The organism is Pseudomonas fluorescens (genome assembly GCF_002837185.1).
Lineage (GTDB): Bacteria > Pseudomonadota > Gammaproteobacteria > Pseudomonadales > Pseudomonadaceae > Aquipseudomonas > Aquipseudomonas fluorescens_AM.
On sequence record NZ_KZ477994.1, the window covers coordinates 1 to 24,711 of the forward strand.

Sequence of the window (24,711 nt, forward strand, 5' to 3'; positions counted from 1 at the left end):
ATGGGCCATCCATGGCCCAGTGCGGCTAACCCGGCGTCCTGCCGGGTTACCCACGGATTCAAGCCTGCGTTCGGCCAGCGTGGTTTAACGGGGCGCCTGAGATCAAGATCAAAAGCCAGATCAAGATCAAGGGCGACTCGCTTCGCATCGTGGTTACCGACTCGCTGCGCATCGTGGTTACGGTTGGGCGCTGCAGCGTTGTGTAGATACCTATGGCTGTCAGGTGCCAGCGGGTGCATCCGGCACGTGCGGCAGCGGCGTACCCTTGGGCCACAGCATCCAGATCTGTCCCTGTTGCTTCATGTTCCCCGCCAACTCGCCTGCTGCGTCGCCCGTGCCCCAGAACAGGTCTGCCCGCACTTCTCCGGTGATTGCGCCGCCGGTGTCCTGGGCTGCCACGGGCCTTGCGATCGGCGAGCCGTCGGGTTTGGTGGTGGACAACCACAACAAACTCCCCAGCGGAATCACCTTGCGGTCCACCGCCACGCTGTATCCCGCCGTTAATGGCACATTCAGCGAGCCGCGCGGCCCTTCATTGCTGTCGGGGCGGGCGCTGAAGAACACATAGCTGGGGTTGCTCGCCAGCAGCTGCGGGATGCGCTGCGGGTGTGCCTTGGCCCAGGCGCTGATCGCGCCCATGCTCACGTCTTCTTTTTTCAGCTCGCCGTGCTCGATCAGCCAGCGACCGATAGGGCGATAGGGATAACCGTTCTGGTCGCCATAACCCACACGCAGTTGACGCCCATCGGCCAGTTGAATACGCCCGGAGCCCTGAATCTGCAGGAACTGCAGGTCCATCGGGTCGGTCAGCCAGGCTATCGGCTTGGCGCTCGAGCCCTGGTCGTTGATGGTGCCGGCGTCGTCATACGGCTTGAGCACGCGGCCCTCCAGGCGACCGCGCAGGCGTTTGCCCTTGAGTTCCGGGTAGATTGATTCCAGGTTGACGATAATCAGGTCGTCCGGCACGCCATACACCGGCACATGCGCGGTGGCGGTTTCGGTGAGGCTGCCGGGGTAGACCGGCTCGTAGTAGCCGGTGATCAGGCCGTTCGGTGTGTTGTCGGCTGAACGCAGGCCAAATACATCGAGGCGCTCTTTGAGGAACCCGCGAACCGCCACTGCATCGCCCGGCACGCCGGCTGCGGCTGCGCAAGTCGCACCCCAGACCGGGTCGGCCTTGAGGCGCTGGCAGGCACTGCGCCAGGATTCGAAGCCTGCCAGCAAATCGCTGTCGGAAACGGACGGCAGCGCCTCCCACGGAGCGCTCACATAAGTGGCGACGGCATGGGGTTGGGTGGCTTCTTCTTTGGCAGGCTCTTTGCCCGCGTCCTTGCCCACGTCGCAGCCGGCCAGCAGCGCGATCATCGGCAGAGCCCACGCCAGGCGGCTCCAGGGTTTCCAATTGACATTCATGCACGTAATTCCTGAAGCGATTGCCCGGGCTTTATCGCGTTGGGCAACCCTTATTATTAATAGGGCTATTGGTCTTTACGGACGAGGCGGGGATACTGACCGCCGTTTTCCGTGACCCTGAGCCTCCATGACTTTTAAACATATGACGGTTGTATTGCTGGCCTGCCTGGCTTTGTCCGCCTGCGGCGGTGTTGACCCCAACTCGCCCCTGGGCCAGCGCAAGGCGATCTTCAAGCAGATGCTCAAGACCAGTGAAGACCTGGGCGGCATGTTGCGCGGGCGTATCCCTTTCGACGGCGGCCGGTTTGCCGACGGCGCGGTCAAGCTGGACGCGTTGGCCCATCAACCCTGGCAGCACTTCCCAAGCGTACGTGAAGAGGACCACACCAGTGCCAGGGACGAGGTGTGGCAAAAGCAGGCGCAATTCCAGCAACTGGCCCGCGACCTTGAGGCGGCCACCGGTGAATTGGTGATCGCAAGCCAGGTCCAGCCCTATAAGGCCGACAGCCTTCAACCTGCGGTGCAGAAAGTCGAAGATGCCTGCAGCGCTTGCCATAAGCAGTTCCGGGACCATTGACCGGTTTTACTGGTCGAGTTCTTCCACTGCATCCTGTAACTCCTTGCGCGATTCGGCGAGCTTGTCCTTGCGCTTGTTGATCTTGTCCGCATCGCCTTTTTTCATGGCCTTGTCGAGGTCGGCCTGACGGCGGCTGACTTCGTGCTTGGCATCGAGCACCTTGTTTTCGCGCTCTTTCTTGAGCGATGCGTCAGTGCAGTTGGCGGTGACCTCGCTCAGGGCTTTTTCCAGGCCGGCCTGTTGGGCGCTGTTGCCATGTGCCTTGGCCTGTTCGATCTGGGTACTGATGGCTTGGCGCTTGGCAGCGCAGCCTGTCAGTTGGGAGGCTTCGTCGGCGGCCAACAGCGGCGTGGTCATGAAGCTTGCGGCTGTCAGTAACGCGAGAGGGGCAAGAAATTTCATATAAGGGCTCCAAGGTAGCAATCAGAGGGACGGGCCGGTTTCAAAAACCGTCTATGCCGGCTCCATGTAATATTTCAGCCAATGCCTGTACCTGCGGGTCGCGGAAAAAGGCGCTCAGTTGCGCTGCGCGTCCCGGGCCGATGCCATCAGAGGCCAGCCAGGCTTGGGTGTCTTTGGCGACCAGCGTATGCCAGTCGCCCTCCAGGTTGTTGCGCGCCGCGGGCGGCACCCCCAATGCTTTGAGCCATTGTGCAAAAGGCCGTTTGCGGGCGCTGTGAATACTGTCGAGCACCCGTTCACGGGTGCGTTCGCCGAAGCCATCAATGTTAGCAAGCTCTGCCGCATCCAGGGTTAACCAATCGAGAAAGCCTGCGATTAGACCCGCCTGGATCAATACGTTCCAGGTTTCACGGCCCATATGGGGCAAGGCCAGGCCCTGGTTGCCGCTCAGCCAGGTGAGGCGCGAGAGCAGTTGCTCCTCGCAGCCAGGGTCCAGTTGCCAACAGCTCAAGGCATGGAAGTCGCGAGCATCGGGTACTGGCACTTGCGCTCGGGTCTTGTTGCGCAGGACCACCTCATCAAGCCGGGGAATGACCTGGCCGGCCAGGCTGATGGACACCTGGTCGCCGGGACGGATATCCAGGCTCTGCCAGTTTTTCAGCGAGCCTGCGCTGACCCGCTTGACTTGCCGATCATCCAGCCACACGGGGTCCAGTTCGAGAATCGGTGTGATACGCCCGGTACGCCCGATCCTGAACTGTACCTTGCGCACCAGCGCCAACGCCTTGGTCACCGGGTACTTCCAGGCCACGGCCCAGTAGGGTGCGCTGGCTTTCCAGCGTTTGGCGGGAGCGTGCGCCGCCTGGTGCAACACCACGCCATCGCTGGCGAACGGCAGTGGATAGTTGTACCAATGCATACGCCAACGGGTGGCATCGCTGATGCTGGCGATGGACTGGCTGTACCGCTGGCCGTCGGTAAACCCCCACCGCGCCAGCGTGGCCAGACGCTCGGTGAAGCTGGCCGGCCCCTCGGGCCAGGCCCACACGAACAGCCCGATCCCGCCTGCCTCGGTGTCGCTCAATTGCCGTCGGTTCATCAAGCCAGCCACTTTACTGCGCGCGTTGAGCCCGCCGTGTGCAGACTGTACGTGGCCGTCGAGGCGCCAGTAGAGCTCGCCTTGCAGTACGGCATCGACGGGCTCCGGCAGTTGCTGGACGATACCCGGGATTCTGCGCGCGGACGCTGACCAGTCGTGACCGAGCAGGCCGTCGCCGCGGCTGATGAGTTGGTGCAATTGGCCTTTGCGATACACCAGGGTCACGGCGACTCCGTCGACCTTGGGTTGAATCCATACGTCCTGTCGGGTGCTGAGCCAGTCACCCACCTCGGACGCGTCCAGCAGCTTCTCCAGGCCGGTATGCGCGACCGGGTGGCGGACTGTGCCACGAGCGCTCGCCAGCGGATTGTCAGCCTTGGGTGTGGGTTGCAGTGCACATTTGCGCCAATGGGCCAGGCGACGCCGGGCCTGGTCGTAGAGTTCATCGCTGATGGGGGATTGGCCCTGTCGGTGGTAGACGTCATCCCACTGGTTGACCTGCCTGGCCAACGTGTCGATTTGTGATCGGGCATCATCGGGGCAGTCTTCGGCCCAGGCCCAGCACGGTAGAAAGCTGATCAGAAGAACCATCAACAAGCGCATCGTGAGCATCCTTGCTCGGAAAGGGTGTTCAGCCTAAGTGATCCGCACGGCCACAAAAAAGCCCCGACCGAGCGGGGCTTTTTACCGGGTGTTTCTGCTTGCCTGAACAGGCTGCACAACGCGCCCGGCGCGTCGTTGTTGTCAGTCTCGGCGCCCTGCTTTTACTGGCCCGCGTCGACTTCGGCCTCGGTTTCAACGATTTTGTTGCAACCTTTGAAAAAACCAAAGCCCCGCCGGGCGAACCCGGCGGGGCTTTGGCAGCCGCGAGCGATTACAGACCGGCAGCGGTCCGCAGGTCGTTGGCGCGGTCGGTTTTTTCCCAGGTAAAGGTGGTGAAGGTGTCGTCGCCGACAGTCTTCTGCGCAGGGGTACGACCAAAGTGGCCGTAGGCTGCGGTTTCCTTGTACATCGGGTGCAGCAGGTCGAGCATGGTGGTGATCGCGTAAGGGCGCAGGTCGAAAATCTCACGCACCAACTTGACGATCTTGTCATCGCTGATCTTGCCGGTACCGAAGGTATTCAGCGAGATCGAAGTAGGCTGGGCTACGCCAATGGCGTAGGACACCTGGATCTCGCAACGCTCGGCGAGGCCTGCGGCGACGATGTTCTTGGCCACGTAGCGACCGGCGTAAGCGGCGGAACGGTCAACCTTGGAAGGGTCTTTGCCCGAAAACGCACCGCCGCCGTGGCGGGCCATGCCGCCGTAGCTGTCGACGATGATCTTGCGACCGGTCAGGCCGCAGTCGCCCACCGGGCCACCGATGATGAACTGGCCGGTCGGGTTGATATGAAACTGGGTGTCCTTGGTCAGCAGTTCGGCCGGCAGCACGTGCTTGACGATCAGCTCCATCACGCCTTCGCGCAGGTCTTTGTAGGACACGTCCGGGTTGTGCTGGGTGGACAGTACGACGGCGTCGATACCGACCACCTTGCCGCCGTCGTAGCGGCAGGTTACCTGGGATTTGGCGTCCGGGCGCAGCCACGGCAGCAGCCCGGATTTGCGCGCTTCGGCCTGGCGCTGGACCAGCTGGTGGGAGAAGGTGATCGGCGCGGGCATCAGCACGTCGGTTTCGTTGCTGGCGTAGCCGAACATCAGGCCCTGATCGCCCGCGCCCTGATCTTCAGGCTTGGCGCGGTCGACGCCCTGGTTGATGTCGGGGGACTGCTTGCCGATGATGTTCATCACGCCGCAGGTCGCGCCGTCGAAGCCGACATCGGAGCTGGTGTAGCCGATGTCGGTGATCACGTCACGCACGATCTGTTCCAGGTCGACCCAGGCCGTGGTGGTGACTTCGCCGGCGATGATCGCCACGCCCGTTTTCACCAGAGTCTCGCACGCCACACGGGCGAACTTGTCTTCAGCAATGATGGCGTCCAGCACCGCGTCAGAAATCTGGTCGGCGATTTTGTCCGGATGCCCTTCAGACACGGACTCGGAGGTGAAAAGGGAGTATTCGCTCATCTCGATGTTTTCCTGATATTTACCGATGGTGAGTGTCGCCAGCCGGTCGCTGAAAATGGCGGACCTGAATCTGGAAACCATTACGTAAACCTACATAGAGGCTTTCCCCGGGAACGAGTCCCGCAGCGGTGGCCCAACGGGCCAGATCGTCCTGTTCAAAACCCAGCCAGAGATCACCGCAGGCCTCCTTGGCCCAATTCTGGTTGTGGCTGCATAAATCCGTCACCAGCAGGCTGCCGCCGGGGTGCAACAACCCGGCCATTTGCTTGAGCGCGTCGGCCGGGGCGGCGAAATGGTGCAAGACCATGTTCAGCACCACGCAATCGGCCTGCAGGTTGGTGTCACTCAGGGCGTCGGCCAGTTGCAGACTGACATTGGCCAACGCTTCGCGCTCACACAACTGGCGGGCCAGTTCGAGCATCGCCGGGCTGTTGTCCAGTGCCGTCACCTGCCCGAAGCGTCGTGCCAGATCCGGCAGAAAACCGCCGTCGCCAGGGCCCACTTCCAATGCCGTGGCCTTATCGCTGAAGCTCAGCTTGTCCAACAGCGCCAGCACGCTTTCGCGGTACTGGGGCAAGCCGGCGATCAGGTCCTGCTGGGCGCGAAACTTGTCGGCGACCCGGGAGAAAAAGTCCTGGCTGGCGGCAGCGCGTTGCCCGTGCACCTGGGCGATCCGTGCTTGCACATCGTCGGGCAGGCCCAGGTTGTCGACTTCTTCGAGCAGCGCCGCGTGCAACTTGCCGCCGAGCAACTCGGTGTGGGGCAGGGCGCGGCGGTAAAAAATCGCATTGCCTTCGCGGCGGGTTGCCACCAGGTCGGCCTGGGCCAGTACCTTCAGATGATGGCTCATGCCGGACTGGCCGATAGCGAAGATCTGCGCCAGTTCCAGTACGCCGAACGAATCATTGGCCAGTGCGCGCAACACGTTCAAGCGCAACGGATCACCCGCAGCCTTGCAAAGGGCTGCCAGTTCATCGCCGTCGGCGGGAAGCAGGGAGGGCACGGGTAGGTTCATAAGGCCAGCAGTCTAGTGATGGGTGGTAATCGCCGCAAGGTCAATATCAAAAAGTTTTGATATTGATCGATAAGTGGCAGTTATAAGCACCCGCTATTGCCTTTAGACGAACCCGCACCGGAATTCTGCAGGGGATCGGCGCGCAAACCGCAGGAAAAACCTGCTCAAGTGACTATCTGTCATTGCCCGCAGGCGGTGGCTGAGGGAAAATGCCGGTCCTTTTTTCCGTTTCTTTTCAGCAAACCCCAGGAGATCAGCGATGCCCAGCCGTCGTGAGCGTGCCAACGCCATTCGTGCCCTCAGCATGGATGCCGTGCAAAAAGCCAACAGCGGCCATCCCGGTGCCCCGATGGGCATGGCGGATATCGCCGAGGTACTTTGGCGTGACTACCTGAAACACAACCCGAGCAACCCATCGTTCGCCGACCGTGACCGCTTCGTGCTGTCCAACGGCCACGGCTCGATGCTGATTTATTCGCTGCTGCACCTGACCGGCTACGACGTCACCATCGATGACCTCAAGAGCTTCCGCCAGCTGCACAGCCGCACCCCCGGCCACCCTGAATTCGGCTACACCCCAGGCGTCGAGACCACCACCGGTCCCCTGGGCCAAGGCCTGGCCAACGCCGTGGGCTTCGCGTTGGCGGAAAAAGTCCTGGGCGCGCAGTTCAACCGTCCCGGCCACGACATCGTCGACCACCACACCTACGTGTTCCTGGGTGATGGCTGCATGATGGAAGGCATTTCCCACGAAGTCGCTTCCCTGGCCGGTACCCTGGGCCTGGGCAAGCTGATCGCGTTCTACGATGACAACGGCATCTCCATCGACGGCGAAGTCGAAGGCTGGTTCACCGATGACACCCCTAAGCGTTTCGAAGCCTACAACTGGCAGGTGATCCGCAACGTCGACGGCCACGATCCGGAAGAAATCAAGATCGCCATCGACACCGCCCGCAAGAGCGCTCAGCCGACCCTGATCTGCTGCAAGACCACCATCGGTTTCGGTTCGCCGAACAAGCAGGGCAAAGAAGACTGCCACGGCGCCCCGCTGGGTGACGCGGAAATCGCCCTGACCCGTGAAGCGCTGAAGTGGAACCACGGCCCGTTCGAAATCCCGGCCGACATCTATGCCGAGTGGGACGCCAAGGAAAAAGGCCTGGCCGCCGAAGCCGAGTGGGACCAGCGTTTTGCGGCCTACTCCGCCGAATTCCCGGCGCTGGCCAACGAACTGGTACGCCGCTTGGCCGGTGACCTGCCTGCCGACTTCTCGGAAAAAGCCTCGGCCTACATCGCCGAAGTCGCGGCCAAGGGCGAGACCATCGCCAGCCGTAAAGCCAGCCAGAACACCCTGAACGCCTTTGGCCCGCTGCTGCCTGAGTTCCTCGGCGGTTCCGCCGACCTGGCCGGTTCCAACCTGACCCTGTGGAAAGGCTGCAAAGGTGTTTCGGCTGAAGACGCCAGCGGCAACTACATGTACTACGGCGTACGCGAGTTCGGCATGAGCGCCATCATGAACGGCGTGTCCCTGCACGGTGGCCTGGTGCCTTACGGCGCGACCTTCCTGATGTTCATGGAATACGCCCGCAACGCCGTACGCATGGCCGCGCTGATGAAGAAGCGCGTCATCCACGTGTACACCCACGACTCCATCGGCCTCGGCGAAGACGGTCCGACGCACCAGCCGGTCGAGCAACTGACCAGCCTGCGTACCACGCCGAACCTGGATTGCTGGCGCCCAGCCGACGCGGTCGAATCCGCCGTGGCCTGGAAGCACGCCATCGAACGCAAGGACGGCCCTTCGGCGCTGATCTTCTCGCGCCAGAACCTGCAGCACCAAGTGCGTACCGACGCACAGATCGCCGACATCAGCCGTGGCGGCTACGTGCTCAAGGACTGCATCGGCGAGCCGGAGCTGATCCTGATCTCCACCGGTTCCGAAGTGGGCCTGACCGTTCAGGCCTACGACAAGCTGACCGCGCAAGGCCGCAACGTGCGCGTTGTGTCCATGCCGTGCACCAGCGTGTTCGAAGCCCAGGACGCCGGCTACAAGCAATCGGTGCTGCCGTTGCAGGTCAGCGCGCGTATCGCCATCGAAGCGGCTCACGCCGACTACTGGTACAAGTACGTGGGCCTGGAAGGTCGCGTGATCGGCATGACCACCTACGGTGAGTCGGCGCCGGCACCAGCGTTGTTCGAAGAGTTCGGTTTCACCCTGGAAAACATCCTGGGCCAGGCTGAAGAACTGCTGGAAGACTAAGTCAGTCTGCGTTGTCTGCCCTGGCGCCATCGCGGGCAAGCCCACTCCCACCTTTGGATTGCGGTCCAATGTGGGAGGGGGCTTGCCCGCGATGGCGTCAGAACATTCAACACCGAACTAACCTTGATCGAGAACCCCATGCCCCAACTGCGTCCCTACAAAGTTGCACTCAACGGCTACGGCCGCATTGGTCGTTGCGTCTTGCGTGCGCTGTTCGAGCGAGGGGCGGCGGCCGGGTTTGAAATTGTCGCGATCAACGATCTGGCCGACATGGCCAGCATCGAATACCTGACACGCTTTGACTCCACCCACGGCCGCTTCCCCGGCGAAGTGCGGGTCGATGGCGATTGTCTGCATATCAATGGCGACTGCGTAAAAGTCCTGCGCAGTGCCACCCCCGAGGGCATCGACTGGGCGGCGTTGGGCGTCGACCTGGTGTTGGAATGCTCCGGTGCCTACCACACCCGTGCCGATGGCCAGCGTTTTCTCGACGCCGGCGCACCGCGCGTGCTGTTTTCCCAGCCGATGGCCAGCGAGGCGGATGTGGACGCCACCATCGTCTACGGCATCAACCAGGATTGCCTGACCGGTGCTGAGCTGCTGGTGTCCAACGCCTCGTGCACCACCAACTGCAGCGTGCCGTTGTTGCGCCTGCTGGATCAGGCGATCGGCCTGGATTACGTGTCGATCACCACGATTCACTCGGCGATGAACGACCAGCCGGTAATCGACGCCTATCATCATGAAGACCTGCGCCGTACGCGTTCGGCATTCCAGTCGGTGATTCCGGTGTCCACCGGCCTGGCCCGCGGCATCGAGCGACTGTTGCCGGAACTTGCCGGACGAATCCAGGCCAAAGCCGTACGGGTGCCGACGGTGAATGTGTCTTGCCTGGATATCACCATGCAAACCGTCAGCGACACCGATGCGACGGAGGTCAACCGGATCCTGCGCGACGCCGCCAGCAGCGGCCCGCTCAAAGGCTTGCTGGCCTACACCGAATTGCCCCATGCCAGTTGCGATTTCAACCATGATCCGCATTCGGCGATTGTCGATGCCAGCCAGACCCGCGTTTCCGGCCCGAGGCTGGTGAACATACTGGCCTGGTTCGATAACGAATGGGGCTTTGCCAACCGAATGCTCGACGTTGCAGAACATTATCTGCAAGTGGCCTCCAAACAACCTCAACAGTAACTCAGGAACTGCGACCCATGACCGTGTTGAAGATGACCGACCTCGATCTGCAAGGTAAGCGCGTACTGATTCGCGAAGACCTCAACGTCCCAGTCAAGGACGGTGTTGTCACCAGCGATGCGCGAATCCTGGCCTCGCTGCCGACCATCAAGCTGGCCCTGGAAAAAGGCGCGGCCGTGATGGTCTGCTCCCACCTGGGCCGCCCGACCGAAGGTGAATTTTCCGCCGAAAACAGCCTCAAGCCGGTCGCCGAGTACCTGAGCAAGGCCCTGGGCCGTGACGTGCCGTTGGTCGCAGATTACCTGGGTGGCGTGGACGTGAAAGCTGGCGACATCGTGCTGTTTGAAAACGTGCGCTTCAACAAGGGCGAGAAAAAGAACAGCGACGAACTGGCCCAGCAGTACGCAGCCTTGTGCGACGTGTTCGTGATGGACGCTTTCGGCACCGCCCATCGCGCCGAAGGCTCGACCCACGGCGTGGCCAAGTTCGCCAAGGTCGCCGCGGCCGGCCCGCTGCTGGCCGCTGAGCTGGACGCGTTGGGCAAGGCCCTGGGCGCTCCGGCGCAACCGATGGCCGCCATCGTCGCGGGTTCCAAGGTCTCCACCAAGTTGGACGTGCTCAACAGCCTCAGCCAGATCTGCAACCAGTTGATCGTCGGCGGCGGCATTGCCAACACCTTCCTGGCTGCAGCGGGTCACCCGGTGGGCAAGTCGCTGTACGAGCCGGACCTGCTGGACACCGCCCGTGCCATCGCCGCCAAAGTCAGCGTGCCGCTGCCGGTGGACGTGGTGGTCGCCAAGGAATTCGCTGAAAGCGCTGAGGCGACCGTCAAGCTGATCGCTGACGTGGCCGACGACGACATGATCCTGGACATCGGCCCGCAAACCGCAGCCAACTTCGCTGAACTGTTGAAAGCCTCCCAGACCATCCTGTGGAATGGCCCGGTCGGCGTATTCGAGTTCGATCAGTTTGGCAACGGTACCAAGGTGCTGGCCAAAGCCATCGCGCAAAGCTCCGCATTTTCCATCGCCGGCGGCGGCGATACCCTGGCGGCCATCGATAAATATGGCGTTGCTGAGCAGATCTCCTACATTTCTACCGGTGGCGGTGCGTTCCTCGAGTTCGTCGAGGGCAAGGTACTGCCGGCCGTGGAAGTGCTGGAAACCCGGGCCAAGGGTTAAGGCGCGCGTGATCAGGAAAAGGAGCGTTCCCATGGTCAAGTCGTTGGCACTGGTGATCGCAGCGGGCCTGTTGGCCGGCTGCGGCAGCACGCCAAGTGCGACGCCGGAGGCGGATAAGGCCTCGGCACCGCTTAAAAAAAGCTGCTACCAGGCTGACTGGCAAGCCGAGACCATGCCGGTGATCAACAAGCGCATCGGCAACGAACGGCTGGAGAAATACGACTCCGCGCCCAACGGTCAGGAACAGGGTTGCCCTTAACGGGTCTGATCCACTAACCCACAGCAATGGTGGCCCCAGGTCGCCCTGCGAGGATTGGCAATGAAAGGCGTTTTCGCCCTGGTAACCCTGGCGCTGTTGGCCGGTTGCAGCAGCATGAGCATGTTCGACAAGGCAGAGCCTGCCGACAAGTGGACCACCTGGACCTGCGACAGCAAAGCCGAGGTCAACTGGCGCTTTGCCAATGCGGCCCGTTCCGAAGTGGATGTACGCCTTGGCGGTTCGGATCAGGTCTACCGCCTCAAGCAGGACGTGGCGGCATCGGGCGTGCTGTACAGCGATGGCCAACTGGCCTTTCACACCAAGGGTGAGGAAGGCCTGGTGTACTGGGTGGCCACGGATGACCTGATTGGGCGCGGCTGCAAGGCCAACTGAGATCTGTCATGAGATGAGATCCAAATGTGGGAGGGGGCTTGCCCCCGATTGCGGTGTGTCAGTCAGCACTTGGGTGTCAGGCTGACCGCTATCGGGAGCAAGCCCCCTCCCACATTGATTCGGTTTCAACTTGGAATTTGAGTCGGCTACACCAGCAATAACGATTCAGCAGCACAAGGCTCAACCCCTTGATCTGCAATAACTTGAATAGCAGCCGCCGCTACGGCAGGCTTGCACGATTAACGACCCTCGACCGGGAGAGACAACACAATGGCACTTATCAGCATGCGTCAAATGCTGGACCACGCAGCCGAGTTCGGCTACGGCGTTCCAGCCTTTAACGTCAACAACCTTGAGCAGATGCGCGCCATCATGGAAGCCGCTGACAAGACCGACTCCCCCGTGATCGTCCAGGCTTCGGCCGGTGCGCGCAAATACGCCGGCGCGCCCTTCCTGCGTCACCTGATCCTTGCTGCGATCGAAGAATTCCCACACATCCCGGTGTGCATGCACCAGGACCACGGCACCAGCCCTGACGTGTGCCAGCGCTCCATCCAACTGGGCTTCAGCTCGGTGATGATGGACGGCTCCCTCGGCGAAGACGGCAAGACCCCGACCGACTACGAATACAACGTCCGCGTCACCCAACAAACCGTGGCCATGGCTCACGCCTGCGGCGTGTCGGTTGAAGGCGAACTGGGCTGCCTGGGCTCCCTGGAAACCGGCATGGCCGGTGAAGAAGACGGCATCGGCGCCGAAGGCGTGCTCGATCACAGCCAGATGCTGACCGACCCGGAAGAAGCGGCCGACTTCGTCAAGAAGACCCAGGTCGACGCCCTGGCCATCGCCATCGGCACCAGCCACGGCGCCTACAAGTTCACCAAGCCGCCTACCGGCGACGTGTTGGCGATTGATCGCATCAAGGAAATCCACAAACGCATCCCCAACACCCACCTGGTGATGCACGGCTCTTCCTCGGTACCGCAAGAGTGGCTGGCGATCATCAACCAGTACGGCGGCGACATCAAGGAAACCTACGGCGTACCGGTTGAAGAAATCGTCGAAGGCATCAAGTACGGCGTGCGCAAGGTCAACATCGACACCGACCTGCGCCTGGCCTCCACCGGTGCGATGCGTCGCCTGATGGCCACCAACCCGAGCGAATTTGACCCGCGTAAATTCTTCGGTGCCACCGTGACCGCCATGCGTGACGTATGTATTGCTCGCTACGAAGCGTTCGGTACTGCCGGTAATGCTTCGAAGATCAAACCGATCTCGTTGGAAGCGATGTACCAGCGGTATTTGAAAGGTGAGTTGAACGCCAAGGTCAACTGAGCCTCAGGCGTTTGAAAAGAAGCCCGCAGCGATGCGGGCTTTTTTTTGCCTTGGTTTTGATCAGGCGGCGTGGGGCGTATCGAAACCACGGTGTTCGATCACGCGGAACACATCACTGACATCCTGCACCAGAATGCGCGCGGTATTGGCCACATGGTTCAGGTCGCGCTCGGCGAAGTCCGGCAGGCTGGAGCAGGCCATGAGGTTGAGGTGTTCGAGGGCGGCGTTGAGGCGTTCGCGCAGGCAGGCGTGGAGGTCTAGCAGGGGGGCTTCGCTATCGATCAACAGCACGGGGTAGTCGGTGGCGGTTTCGGTGCAGGGGGTGAAGCGGCGGGGTGGAAGTTGTTGGGTCATGGCAAATATTCCTCGTATCTGAAAGGACTACCGCCATTCGCTGCGAAACGAATTGGGTGGTAGCTGTGTGCGGGTTCGCAGACCGAGGATACGAGGAACCCGGCAGACCCGAAGGTCTCCCACACACAGCCACCATAAAACAGACGACGGGCGCCGAAGCGCTCATCGTTGTATTCATGATGCTTGGTTACACACGTATCGTTAGGGCTGCGAAACCCTATCGCTGTTCAATTCCAGCGACGGAGCGAACTATAAGCGGCCATCTGTCTGGCCGCAACGGTGCTGTAGGACGAACACCAGCCCCTCAGGCCAGGCAGGACAACTGTGGGAGGGGGCTTGCCCCCGATTGCGGTGTGTCAGCATGCACAGTCGGCGGCTGGCCCTCCGCTATCGGGGGCAAGCCCCCTCCCACAGGTGGACTGCAGTGGGTTCAAGGGCTGGGAACGGTCCCTGGGTTTATCGGACCTTGCCTACATAAGCTGGGCCGATCCGTTTTACTCGTGATCAATATCCAACTTGGCAAACGTCACCCGTGCGCCTTCCTTGCTGTCCCCACTGTTGTCCTGCACATAGACCCCCGCCTTGAAGTACAGCGGTTTGTCGCCCCAGGCAGCGCCGATGCGATCATTCCACTCGCTGTCGGCCGCGTTCACGCTGAGCAAGCCGGCCTTGTTGAGATTGATCACATAGGTAAAGCTCTTCTCCAGGGGTACGTTGGAGGCGACCGTGATAACCCTGCTTTCTGATTCATCCGGGCGCATGCGCACTTTGGCGACGATGTTGCCGGTCTGGGTTTTTTCCTTGAATTGGTACTCCAGCTTGATCAGTGGTTTCTGGCTGTCATAGGCATGGATCTGGCCGATCACGACCTTGCCGCTGGACGGCACCTGGTTGACGGTGAGCGTGGCGCGCAGGAAGTTGTCGGCCTCGGGGTAGGTCCAGTTGCGCAGGCGCCCGTCGGCGTAGGTTTCGCGCAGTTCGCTGCGCGGGTAGATGGCGTTTTCGGTGCGGGTGCCGGTAACGGGAGTCCAGAACTGCACATCGCTGCCTTCGGCCTGGAAGTACTGGTCATTGAAGCCGCTGAGCAGCTTCGGGGTTTCGATGGTCGTGGGCGGGGAGCCGACCGGAATGCTCAGGTTCCAGGTGGAAAGGTCGATCATGGTGTTGGCCTTTTGACGAGGGGTGAACGCTTTAGCCCGAGGGCTGCACAGGTTCTTTATAGGTGGTGTTAACCAAGTTGTTAAACACTGGCTGGCAATTTATTGGCGTCAGAGGAATGCCAAAAAGCCATGTTGCCCACGGTACGCGGGCTGCAGGGCCTTACCGTTAGTCGGCTTCCCGGGCTTTGGTGCGATGATGGCATCGACGTGACTTCTGCTTTTTTATAACCGGGGCTAGAGTGAGGCCTCATTATTTGTCCGGTTTTAAGTACCCGAAGTGACCGGTGCAGTTCCTTAAGGAAGAGACGTAGCATGGATTGCGCTCCAAACCTCGGCGACGGTCATTCAGTTCTCCTGGTGGTCGATGACTACCCGGAAAATCTTCTCAGCATCTGTGCCGTGTTGCAGCGCGAAGACTGGCAGGTGATTACCGCAACTTCCGGTTTGCAAGCCCTGGAATTGCTGCTGGTGCATGACGTCGATCTGGTGTTGCTGGATGTGCGGATGCCCGGTATGGATGGCTTCGAGGTGGCGCGCCTGATGCGCGGCAGCCAGCGCACGAGCATGACGCCGATCATCTTTCTGTCGGCCGATGCGCAGTCTCACGACGCGGTGCTCCAGGGCTATGCCAGCGGTGCGATCGACTACCTGTTCAAGCCCTTCGACCCGCATGTGCTCAAGCCCAAAGTGCAGGCGCTGCTGGAACATCAGCGTAATCGCCGTGCCCTGCAGCGCTTGAGCCATGACCTGGAGGTCGCCCGCGCCTTCAATGCCTCGGTATTGGACAACGCCGCCGAAGGGATTCTGGTGGTGGGCGAGGGCAGTGTGATCCAGTACGCCAACCCGGCTATCTCCAGGCTGCTCAATGCCACGATGGCCGAGTTGCAGGGCGAGAGTTTCCTGAGTTTCCTGCAAAAGCCCCATGTGCCGGCCTGGTTGGGGTTCCCGATGTACGAGGCCTACTGCAAAGGCCAAACGTGGCGCTTGCACGACGCCATTTTGCGCACCAGTCGCGGGCAACAGGTGCCGGTGGCGTTGTCCTGCGCACCCTTGCCCGCAGAGCAGAAGGCAATGGTCGTGACGGTGCTGGACATGTCCGAGGTGCGCCACCTGCACCAGCAGTTGGAGTTCCAGGCGGTGACTGACCCGTTGACCGGGCTGCTCAATCGTCGAGGCTTCTACCAGACGGTGGAGAACATGTTGTCGCGCAGCGAGCGCAATGAGCAGTCGCTGGTGTTGCTGTACCTGGACCTGGATGGCTTCAAGCGAGTCAACGACACCCTGGGCCACGACGCCGGTGATCGCGTGCTGCGCTGGGTTTCCGAGCAGATGCAGGCGTGCTTGCGCTCCTACGACATTCTTGGGCGCATGGGCGGGGATGAGTTCACGGCATTGCTGGAGCTGGAATTCCCGGAGCAGGCGGCGAAAATTGCGGAAAAACTGATCGAAAGGGTGTCTGTGTGCCAGCAGGTCGACGGTCTGGAAGTGATGCTCGGCGTCAGCATCGGTATCGCGACCTTTCCGGACTGCGGCTCGGACCTGAGCGGCCTGTTGCGCGCGGCGGACATCGCCATGTACGAAGCCAAGCGCGCTGGCCGTCAGCAATATCGCTATTACGACCAGGAAATGAACGGTCGAGCCCGCTCACGGCTGATGCTTGAAGACAGTGTGCGCACCGCGATTCAAAACAAGGATTTTGTCCTGGTGTACCAGCCTCAGGTGTCGCTGGTGGATGGGCGCTTGCGGGGTGTCGAGGCACTGCTGCGCTGGCAGCACCCGAGCGTCGGTGACGTGCCGCCGGGTTTGTTCCTGCCCTTGCTGGAAGAGGCGCGGCTGATCAGCCAGTTGAGCAGCTGGATTTACCAGCAGGTCGCCGCCCAGTGCCAGGTCTGGCAAGCGTCTTTCGATGATGAGCTGGTGTTGAGCGTGAGCCTGAGCAGCAGCCAGTTCAATACGCCTAACCTGGTCAGCCAACTGCGGCAGGTCCTCGAACGTCACGGTTTGCACGGGCGGCAACTGGAGGTGGAAATCAGTGAGGACTGCCTGATGAGTAACCTTGAGGAATCGACCAAGCAACTCAAATTGTTGCGTGAGCTTGGGGTGCGTATCGCCCTGGATGACTTTGGCGCGGGTCGCTGTTCCCTGGCCCATCTGCGCGACCTGGCGTTCGACACCCTCAAGCTTGACCCGCAATTGGTGGCCCGTTTGCCAGGCTCCGCGCGGGACGCTGCAATGGCGCGCAGCATCATCGAGCTGTGCGGGCATTTTGAGGTGCTGGTGATCGCCGAAGGCGTGGAAACCCTTGAGCAGGCGCAGTGGCTCAAGGCCAATGGTTGTTCATTCATCCAGGGCACCTGGGCGGCGGCGCCGCTGATGGCCGAGGACGTTGTCGGTTGGTCGCACCCTCACGCGCTGTGAATTCGCTACACTGGCGGCCGTCCGAATCACATTGCAGCCCCCATGACCGCGTTGAAATACCTTCAGGCCTATCCCGCCTTCCTTCAGGAACACGTGCGCCAATTGATCGCCAAGGACCAGTTGGGCGCCTACCTGGAGCAGCGGTACCCCGAGCGCCATGGCGTGCAGAGCGACAAGGCCCTGTACAGCTACGCCCTGGCCTTGAAGCAGGAACATCTGCGCAATGCACCGTCGATCGACAAGGTGCTGTTCGATAACCGCCTGGACCTGACCCACCGCGCCCTGGGTTTGCACACCACGATTTCCCGGGTGCAGGGCGGCAATCTGAAGTCCAAGAAAGAGATCCGCATCGCCTCGCTGTTCAAGGAGGCGGCCCCCGAGTTTCTGCGCATGATCGTGGTGCATGAACTGGCGCACTTCAAGGAATCGGACCACAACAAGGCGTTCTATAAACTCTGTGAACACATGATGCCGGGCTACCATCAGGTGGAATTCGACCTGCGGGTGTACCTCACCTGGCGCGATTTGCAGGGCAAGCCCCAAGCACAAGGCGATTGACCATGGATGTGAGCAAGACCAAGAGCAGCTTTTACCGTCGCCTGTATGTGGCGTACCTGATCGACAGCGGGCAGGCCAGCAGCGTCCCGGCGCTGACTGAAGCGACCGGTATGCCCCGGCGCACGGCGCAGGACACGATTGCGGCGTTGGCTGACCTGGATATTGTGTGTGAGTTCGAGCAGGAAGAGGGTGCGCGCAATCACGCCGGGGGTTATCGGATTCGTGAGTGGGGGGCGATTGATCGGGGGTGGATCGAGGCCAATCTTGCGGCGATCAAGCAGGTGTTGGGTTATCCCTGAGGCAGGGGCTGGCTGGACTGGCGCCATCGGGGGCAAGCCCCTCCCACATTTTGACGGTGTTCACCAATCAACAGTGTGGGAGGGGGCTTGCCCCCGATGAGGCCCTCAAGCCCGCCGCATACCAATATGTGGAATATCGTCCTCCATATATTCCTCACCCTCCACCACAAACCCATACCGCCCGTAATACCCCTGCAAATGCGCCTGGGCCGACAAAAATACCGGCGTGTCCGGCCAAATTTTTTCAACCTGCCCAAGTGCCTCGATCATCATCAAATGCCCCAGCCCGGTGCCGCGCGCCGACGGCGCAACGATCACCCGGCCAATCACCACATCGCCGCCCTGTGACTCCGGGTCCAGCAGCCGCAGATAGGCCACCAGCTCATCCTCTTTCCAGGCCATCAGGTGGTGGGTATCGCCGGATAGGTCCTGCCCGTCGATGTCCTGGTAAACACACTGTTGCTCAACCACGAACACCTCGCTGCGCAGGCGCAGGATGGCGTACAGCTGTTCCTTGCCCAGATCGTCGTGATGCTTGCAGACCCAATCAACCGTCATGATGTGCGCTCTTGTCGAAGGCTTGGCAGGGATAGTAAGTGCGATGGGCGCGGCTGTCCAAAAGCGGCCATTTTGTGAATGGCGTCAATTTGCCATCATTCAGCGCATGCATGCCTGACTTCTTTGTGTAATAAGCAATGCAGGCTCATTGATGAGCTACTGTTATCAGGCCATCGCCTGCCCGCCAAGGATTTTAAGCATGCCGCGATTGTCTCGTGCCGTTGCTTTGATTGCAGTGTTGTTGCTGGCTCAACCGGTATTGGCGCAGCGTTTGCGCCTGGTGGCGGACGGTTGGCCGCCGTTTACCGATGTCACGCTGGTCAACGGTGGGCTGGCTACGGATATTGTCAGCACCGCGCTGGCTCGGGCCGGGTACGCGAGTGATTTTGAGCAGGTGCCTTGGGCGCGCGCGCTCAAGGGGATAGGCGATGGGCGCTACGATGTGCTGATCAACGCCTGGTACAACGATGACCGCACGCAGTTGGGTGAGTTTTCCGCGCAATATCTGGTCAACCGTGTGCGCTTTATCAAGCGCCGCGACGACCCTGTCGATTATCAGGACCTGCAACAGTTGCATGGCGAAAGCATCGCCGTGGTGCGTGGTTACGCCTATTCGGCGGCGTTCGACCAGGATGCGCAGTTACAGAAAGTGCCGGTGCATAACTTTGCCATGGCCGTGCGGATGCTGGCGGCAAAACGTGTGCGCCTGACCCTGGAGGATGAGTTCGTGGCGCGCTACTACCTGGCACGCGAGTCGCCCAGGGTGCGCAGCGCCGTGGAATTCGTGGGCGAGCCGCTGAGCGAGAACAGCCTGCATATCCTGGTCAGCCTGAAGAACCCCGAGCATGCGCAGATCGTGGCCGGCTTTGATCGGGAGATCGCCAGGATGAAGGCGGATGGCAGTTATGCGAAGTTGATGAGGGCCCATGGGATGTAGCGCCTGTGCGGGCCTCATCGGGGGCAAGCCCCCTCCCACACTTTTGATTTGTGAACACCGTCAAATGTGGGAGGGGGCTTGCCCCCGATAGCGGTTTAAGCCGCGCGGGTATCTTTGATCAGGTGCGTCGCCAACGTACGCAACGGCCCCAACTGCCGACAAATCAAGGCCAATTGCGTCTGCACCAGGCGCTGCCCCTCGTCGATCTCATCCGGCATCTGCTCAAGCTGCGCGGCCATTGCTTCCTCGTCATCGCTCTGGATCGCAATCGGCTGTTTGTTCGCCAACCCCGTGGCGATCTCATCAATGCTCGCCGCCAGGCTGTTGCCCGCGCCTTCGATCAACTGCTCGCGCACGTCGGCCGGCAGTTGGGTGTCGCGATGCGCGCCAAGGCCCGACAGATAGCTGAGCAGGGTGTGCGACAGCACCAGGAAGCGGAAGCCTACGTCGGCCTCCTTACGAAAGTGCCCAGGCTCCATCAGCATATTCGCCAGGGTGGTGGACAGCGCCGCATCGGCGTTGTGTGCGTTGCGACGGGCCAGGCGGTAAGCCAGGTCGTCGCTCTTGCCGGCGGCGTACTGCTGCATGATCTGGCGCAGGTAGATGCTGTTGCAGGTCAGGGTGTTGGCCAGCACTTTGTTCAGGCGTCGGCCTTGCCAGTCCGGCAGGAACAGGAACACCGCCAGGCCCGCGATCAGGCTGCCGAGCAAGGTATCGAACAGGCGTGGCAGGAACAGTCCGTAGCCATCGCCCACCTGGTTGAAGCAGAACAGCACCATCAGGGTGATCGCCGCCGTGGCCAGGGTGTAGCGCGTGGTGCGGTTGATAAAGAACACCAGGCCGGCGGCGATGGCGAACATTGACTGCACCACCGGGCTCGGGAACAGGTCGAACAGCGCCCAGGCCACGGTCAGGCCGATGGCGGTGCCGATGATCCGCTGGCCGAGCTTGCGGCGCGTTGCACCGTAGTTGGGTTGGCAGACAAACAGCGTGGTGAGGATGATCCAGTAACCCTGGGAGGCGTGGATGGCATGCAGGGTGGCGTAGCCGACGGTCAATGCCAGGGACAGGCGCAAGGCATGGCGAAACAGCAGCGAGGTGGGCGTGAGCTGGGTGCGCAGGCGCGTCCACATTTCCTTGAGGTTGCGTGGGGCGCGGTCCAGCAGGTTGCTGTCGGTGGCGTCGGCCAAGGCGTCGGGGTTGCTTGCGTCGCCGAGCAGACGGTCGAGGGTCGATAGGTTGGCGGCCAGGGCGCGCAACGAGCGCAGCAAGCCGCGCCAGGCCGGGTTGCTCTGGATGCGCAGGTGTTCCAGGGAGGCGTTCAAATCGCCCAGGGCTTCGGCAAAACTGTCGTCATAAATAAACGGCTGGCGCAGTTGGATCGACTCGGCCAGGGCCTGGCAGGCCTTGCCTTGCTGGCGCAGCAGGCGCTGGCAGCGGAACAGCACGTCGCTGTGGAAAAACGCTTCGGCCAGCGCGTTATAAGGGTAGTGGGAGGAACTGGCGCGCTCGTGGATGTCCTGGGCCAGGAAGTACAGCTTCAGGTAGCGGCTGACCTTCGAGCCCGGCCGGCCATTGCCGACGCGGTGCAGGATGATTTCCTTGGCCGCGTTCAACGCCGCGACCACCCGGCCATTCTGCTGGGCCAGCTCCAGGCGGCGTGCTTCCACATCCAGTTGGCGGATCGGCTCGAACAATGACGATTTGAGCTTCAGATAACGCCCCAGCTCGCGGAACAACCGCGCCAGGCTCTGCTGCACCGGCTGGTTGGAAAACAGCGCCTGCCACAGCACCGACAGCACGCCGTACCAGGCCGCGCCCGCTACCAGCAGCAACGGCTCGTGCCAGAAATCACTGACGGCACCGCCGCGCTGGTCCACGCCGATCATGGTGTAGACCGACAGGATCAAGGTCGCCGAGGCAATCGCGCCATAGCGTTCGCCGAGCGCGCCGAGCATGGTCAGGCCGAACGTGGCCAGGGCCAGGGAGGCCGCGAAAATCCAGGGGTAGGGAAACAACAGCTCCACCGACAGCGCGGCGATGCTGAAACACACCAGCGTCACCGCCAGGGCGTTGAGACGGCCTTGCCAACTGTCATCGGTCTCGGCCAGGGCGCTGGCGATAATCCCCAGGAACAGCGGGATCAACAATGTCATTTCATCCTGATACCAGCACAGCGCCATGCTGCCGGTCAGGGCGATGAACACCCGAATGCTGTAGCTGAATTTATCCAGTGCCCACAGGCGCCGCAGGGACTGCTTGAACGAGGTCGATGACATGAAGTCTGGAGTCTTCCGGGACGTTGTCGCTAAATTGAGCTATCAAGGACGCCACGGCAAGGGTGGTGATCACATCCAACAGAAAATTATTCCCGCACACCCATTCTCAATGTGGAATGCAGTCAATGTGGGAGGGGGCTTGCCCCCGATAGCAGTGTGTCAGCCACTGCATGTGCAAACTGATACACCGCCATCGGGGGCAAACCCCCTCCCACATTTGACCGAGTACACCCTTCAGACATATTGCGCGGCTGCGTAACCCGATGCCCACGCCCACTGGAAGTTGAACCCACCCAGGTGGCCGGTCACATCCAGCACTTCGCCGATAAAGTACAACCCTGGGCTTTTCAGCGATTCCATGGTCTTGGACGACACTTCCCGCGTATCGACCCCACCTAATGTTACCTCGGCCGTGCGATAGCCCTCGGTGCCCGCCGGTACCAGTTGCCAGTTGCCGAGCTTCTCGGCGATCTCGGCGATTTCGGCATGGGTGTACTGCTTCATCGGCTTGGACGCGAACCAGGTGTCCGCCAGCAGGTTGGCCATCTTCTTGGTGAAGATCTCGCCCAGCAGTGTCTTCAGCTCGCTGTTGGGGCGCTCGGCCTGTTGCTGTTGCAGCCACGCGTGGGCGTCGTGGTCGGGCAGCAGGTTGATGTGGACCGTGTCGCCGGGTTCCCAGTAGGAGGAAACCTGCAGGATCGCCGGCCCGCTCAGGCCACGGTGGGTGAACAGAATGTTCTCGCGAAAGCTCTGGCCGTTGCAGCTGACCAGGCAATCCACCGAGGTGCCGGACAGCTCGCCGCACAGGTCCTTGAGCTGGTCGGTGATGGCGAACGGCACCAACCCCGCGCGGGTCGGCAGCAGTTCATGGCCGAATTGCCTGGCCACTTGATAACCGAAACCGGTGGCGCCCAGGGTCGGTATCGACAAGCCGCCGGTGGCAATCACCAGTGACTCGCAGTGCAGCTCGCCCAAGGTGGTGTGCAACTGATAGCCGCTGTCGAGCCGGGCGATTGCCTGGATGGACGTGTCCAGGTGCAGGCTCACGCCGGTCTGGATGCATTCATCGAGGAGCATGCCGAGGATGTCGCTGGACTTGTTATCGCAGAACAGCTGGCCGAGTTTCTTTTCGTGGTACGGCACGCCGTGCTTGGCCACCAAGCCGATGAAATCCCACTGGGTGTAGCGCGCCAGGGCCGACTTGCAGAAGTGCGCGTTGTGCGAGAGGAAGTTGGCCGGCTCGGTGTACAGATTGGTGAAGTTGCAGCGGCCACCGCCGGACATCAGGATCTTTTTGCCGGCCTTGTTCGCATGGTCGATCAGCATCACCTTGCGCCCGCGCCCGGCGGCGGTCAGTGCGCACATCAAGCCGGCGGCGCCGGCGCCAATGATCACAACTTCGGTCGAGCGCAAAACCATGTCCTCATACAAATATTCAGCTGAAATGTCATCAAAACTGTGGGAGGGCGCTTGCCCCCGATGGCGGTGTATCAGTAACAGATGGACTGACTGACACACCGCCATCGGGGGCAAGCCCCCTCCCACATTGGATCTTCATTGGATCAACGGTCGTGTTACAGGATACGCACGCGCAACGAACGGCCTTTGATCTTGCCGTCGTTCAAACGCTGCAGCGCCTGCTTGGCGATGCCGCGTTCCACGGCCACGAAGGCCTGGAAGTCAAAGATCGCGATCTTGCCGACCTGGGCACCCGGGATGCCGGCGTCACCCGTCAGCGCGCCGAGGATGTCGCCTGGGCGAACCTTGTCCTTGCGGCCGGCAGCGATGCACAGCGTGCTCATCACCGGCAGCAGCGGGCCACCGCTCTGCGGCTTGAGGTTGTCCAGTTGATCCCAGTTCAGCGGCGACTTCTGCAGTTGCTCGATGGCCTGGGCGCGGTGCGCTTCGGACGGCGCCACCAGGCTGATGGCGATGCCGGTCTCACCCGCGCGACCGGTACGGCCAACACGGTGAATGTGGATTTCCGAGTCGCGGGCCAGTTCGACGTTGATCACCATGTCCAGCGAGTCGATGTCCAGGCCACGGGCGGCCACGTCGGTGGCCACCAGCACCGAAGTGCTGCGGTTGGCGAACATGGCCAGTACCTGGTCACGGTCGCGTTGCTCCAGGTCACCGTGCAGGCCGACGGCGGAAATGCCTTTGGCGGTCAGGTGATCCACGGTTTCCTGCACTTGCTGCTTGGTAAAGCAGAACGCCACGCACGACGCCGGGCGGAAATGCGCCAGCACCTTGGTCACGGCGTCCATGCGCTCTTCCGGGGAGATCTCGTAGAAACGCTGTTCGATCTGATCGTCGGAGTGGAACGCTTCGGCCTTCACTCGCTGCGGCGCGCGCATGAACTTGGAGGCCAGCTGCTTGATGCTCACCGGGTAAGTGGCCGAGAACAGCAGGGTCTGGCGGCGGGGCGGGGTCTTGCTGATGATGTCTTCGATGGCGTCGTAGAAACCCATGTCGAGCATGCGGTCGGCTTCGTCGAGGATCAGCGTGTTCAGGCCGTCCAGTACCAGCGAACCTTTGCGCAGGTGCTGCTGGATGCGGCCCGGAGTACCGACGATCACGTGGGCACCGTGCTCAAGGGACGCGATCTGCGGGCCGAGGGAGACGCCGCCGCACAGGGTCAGCACCTTGATGTTGTCTTCGGCGCGGGCCAGGCGACGGATTTCCTTGGCCACCTGGTCGGCCAGCTCGCGGGTCGGGCACATCACCAGGGCCTGGCACCCGAAATAGCGCGGGTTGATCGGGTTCAGCAGGCCGATACCAAAGGCGGCGGTCTTGCCGCTGCCGGTCTTGGCCTGGGCAATCAGGTCCAGCCCCTTGAGGATCACCGGCAAGCTCTGCGCCTGGATCTGCGTCATCTCGACATAACCCAGCGAGTCGAGGTTAGCCAGCATGGCGGCGGACAGGGGCAAAGTATTAAAAGCGGTGGCGATGGTGGTC

22 protein-coding genes are annotated in these 24,711 nt (G+C 61.6%); 11 read left to right on the forward strand and 11 right to left on the reverse strand.

Annotated features, from left to right (window positions below):
- Positions 1–219: 219 nt before the first annotated feature.
- Positions 220–1,413 carry a murein transglycosylase A gene (locus tag CIB54_RS11535; RefSeq protein ID WP_101219841.1) on the reverse strand — a complete coding sequence of 398 codons (1,194 nt, stop codon included), beginning with the start codon at positions 1,411–1,413 and terminating at the stop codon, positions 220–222.
- 127 nt (positions 1,414–1,540) lie between these two features.
- On the opposite strand from CIB54_RS11535, the gene CIB54_RS11540 reads away from it, so the two are divergent.
- Positions 1,541–1,990, forward strand: a complete 450-nt coding sequence (locus tag CIB54_RS11540; protein WP_101219842.1) for a c-type cytochrome — start codon at positions 1,541–1,543, stop codon at positions 1,988–1,990.
- A gap of 6 nt (positions 1,991–1,996) precedes the next feature.
- Here the strand turns inward: CIB54_RS11540 and CIB54_RS11545 are convergent, their stop codons facing one another.
- The 4 genes from CIB54_RS11545 to CIB54_RS11560 all read right to left on the reverse strand — a co-directional run bounded on the left by CIB54_RS11545 (position 1,997) and on the right by CIB54_RS11560 (position 6,571).
- Positions 1,997–2,392 (reverse strand): DUF1090 domain-containing protein, encoded by a 396-nt coding sequence (locus CIB54_RS11545; RefSeq protein ID WP_101219843.1) that lies wholly within the window; start codon positions 2,390–2,392, stop codon positions 1,997–1,999.
- Between the two features lie 40 nt (positions 2,393–2,432).
- Complete coding sequence (gene ligB, locus CIB54_RS11550) at positions 2,433–4,094, reverse strand: NAD-dependent DNA ligase LigB (RefSeq protein WP_101219844.1); 1,662 nt, start codon at positions 4,092–4,094, stop codon at positions 2,433–2,435.
- 271 nt (positions 4,095–4,365) lie between these two features.
- On the reverse strand, positions 4,366–5,556 hold the full coding sequence (metK, locus tag CIB54_RS11555; protein WP_065892428.1) for a methionine adenosyltransferase: 1,191 nt from the start codon (positions 5,554–5,556) through the stop codon (positions 4,366–4,368).
- Between the two features lie 19 nt (positions 5,557–5,575).
- Positions 5,576–6,571: an ArsR/SmtB family transcription factor gene (locus CIB54_RS11560; protein WP_065949461.1), complete on the reverse strand. Its 996-nt coding sequence runs from the start codon at positions 6,569–6,571 to the stop codon at positions 5,576–5,578.
- A gap of 259 nt (positions 6,572–6,830) precedes the next feature.
- On the opposite strand from CIB54_RS11560, the gene tkt reads away from it, so the two are divergent.
- The 6 genes from tkt (at position 6,831) to fba (ending at position 13,190) form a co-directional block, all read left to right on the forward strand.
- Entirely contained in the window at positions 6,831–8,828 is a 1,998-nt protein-coding gene (gene tkt / locus CIB54_RS11565) for a transketolase (protein ID WP_101219845.1), read from the forward strand.
- A gap of 138 nt (positions 8,829–8,966) precedes the next feature.
- Entirely contained in the window at positions 8,967–10,022 is a 1,056-nt protein-coding gene (gene epd, locus CIB54_RS11570) for an erythrose-4-phosphate dehydrogenase (RefSeq protein WP_065949463.1), read from the forward strand.
- Between the two features lie 17 nt (positions 10,023–10,039).
- On the forward strand, positions 10,040–11,203 hold the full coding sequence (locus CIB54_RS11575) for a phosphoglycerate kinase (protein ID WP_065949464.1): 1,164 nt from the start codon (positions 10,040–10,042) through the stop codon (positions 11,201–11,203).
- Between the two features lie 31 nt (positions 11,204–11,234).
- Positions 11,235–11,462, forward strand: coding sequence for a hypothetical protein (locus CIB54_RS11580; protein ID WP_101219846.1), 228 nt, complete (start codon positions 11,235–11,237; stop codon positions 11,460–11,462).
- 60 nt (positions 11,463–11,522) lie between these two features.
- On the forward strand, positions 11,523–11,855 hold the full coding sequence (locus tag CIB54_RS11585) for an MliC family protein (protein WP_101219847.1): 333 nt from the start codon (positions 11,523–11,525) through the stop codon (positions 11,853–11,855).
- Between the two features lie 270 nt (positions 11,856–12,125).
- Positions 12,126–13,190: a class II fructose-bisphosphate aldolase gene (gene fba / locus CIB54_RS11590; RefSeq protein WP_003177554.1), complete on the forward strand. Its 1,065-nt coding sequence runs from the start codon at positions 12,126–12,128 to the stop codon at positions 13,188–13,190.
- Positions 13,191–13,250: 60 nt separating this feature from the next.
- Here fba and CIB54_RS11595 read toward each other — a convergent pair whose 3' ends face one another.
- Both CIB54_RS11595 and CIB54_RS11600 read right to left on the reverse strand, forming a co-directional pair.
- Positions 13,251–13,544 carry a fructose-bisphosphate aldolase gene (locus CIB54_RS11595; protein ID WP_101219848.1) on the reverse strand — a complete coding sequence of 98 codons (294 nt, stop codon included), beginning with the start codon at positions 13,542–13,544 and terminating at the stop codon, positions 13,251–13,253.
- A gap of 494 nt (positions 13,545–14,038) precedes the next feature.
- Positions 14,039–14,704 (reverse strand): polysaccharide lyase family 7 protein, encoded by a 666-nt coding sequence (locus CIB54_RS11600; protein ID WP_065885408.1) that lies wholly within the window; start codon positions 14,702–14,704, stop codon positions 14,039–14,041.
- Positions 14,705–15,016: 312 nt separating this feature from the next.
- Between CIB54_RS11600 and CIB54_RS11605 the strand changes: the two genes are divergently transcribed.
- Genes CIB54_RS11605 through CIB54_RS11615 form a run of 3 tightly spaced genes read left to right on the forward strand, consistent with a single transcriptional unit; the run spans position 15,017 to position 17,979 of the window.
- Complete coding sequence (locus tag CIB54_RS11605; RefSeq protein ID WP_101219849.1) at positions 15,017–17,122, forward strand: putative bifunctional diguanylate cyclase/phosphodiesterase; 2,106 nt, start codon at positions 15,017–15,019, stop codon at positions 17,120–17,122.
- Positions 17,123–17,164: 42 nt separating this feature from the next.
- On the forward strand, positions 17,165–17,680 hold the full coding sequence (locus CIB54_RS11610) for a M48 metallopeptidase family protein (protein ID WP_065949469.1): 516 nt from the start codon (positions 17,165–17,167) through the stop codon (positions 17,678–17,680).
- A gap of 2 nt (positions 17,681–17,682) precedes the next feature.
- The gene (locus CIB54_RS11615) at positions 17,683–17,979 is read left to right on the forward strand and encodes a winged helix-turn-helix domain-containing protein (RefSeq protein WP_101219850.1); all 297 of its coding nucleotides are present in this window, start codon (positions 17,683–17,685) and stop codon (positions 17,977–17,979) included.
- Between the two features lie 105 nt (positions 17,980–18,084).
- Here the strand turns inward: CIB54_RS11615 and CIB54_RS11620 are convergent, their stop codons facing one another.
- Positions 18,085–18,537 carry a GNAT family N-acetyltransferase gene (locus tag CIB54_RS11620; RefSeq protein ID WP_101219851.1) on the reverse strand — a complete coding sequence of 151 codons (453 nt, stop codon included), beginning with the start codon at positions 18,535–18,537 and terminating at the stop codon, positions 18,085–18,087.
- A gap of 199 nt (positions 18,538–18,736) precedes the next feature.
- On the opposite strand from CIB54_RS11620, the gene CIB54_RS11625 reads away from it, so the two are divergent.
- Positions 18,737–19,474: a substrate-binding periplasmic protein gene (locus tag CIB54_RS11625; RefSeq protein WP_101219852.1), complete on the forward strand. Its 738-nt coding sequence runs from the start codon at positions 18,737–18,739 to the stop codon at positions 19,472–19,474.
- A 95-nt stretch (positions 19,475–19,569) separates the two neighbouring features.
- On the opposite strand, the gene yccS is transcribed toward CIB54_RS11625, so the two are convergent.
- The 3 genes from yccS to dbpA all read right to left on the reverse strand — a co-directional run bounded on the left by yccS (position 19,570) and on the right by dbpA (position 24,665).
- On the reverse strand, positions 19,570–21,753 hold the full coding sequence (gene yccS / locus CIB54_RS11630) for a YccS family putative transporter (RefSeq protein WP_101219853.1): 2,184 nt from the start codon (positions 21,751–21,753) through the stop codon (positions 19,570–19,572).
- 234 nt (positions 21,754–21,987) lie between these two features.
- Positions 21,988–23,166, reverse strand: a complete 1,179-nt coding sequence (locus CIB54_RS11635; RefSeq protein WP_101219920.1) for a BaiN/RdsA family NAD(P)/FAD-dependent oxidoreductase — start codon at positions 23,164–23,166, stop codon at positions 21,988–21,990.
- Positions 23,167–23,327: 161 nt separating this feature from the next.
- Entirely contained in the window at positions 23,328–24,665 is a 1,338-nt protein-coding gene (gene dbpA / locus CIB54_RS11640) for an ATP-dependent RNA helicase DbpA (protein WP_232790545.1), read from the reverse strand.
- Positions 24,666–24,711 lie beyond the last annotated feature (46 nt).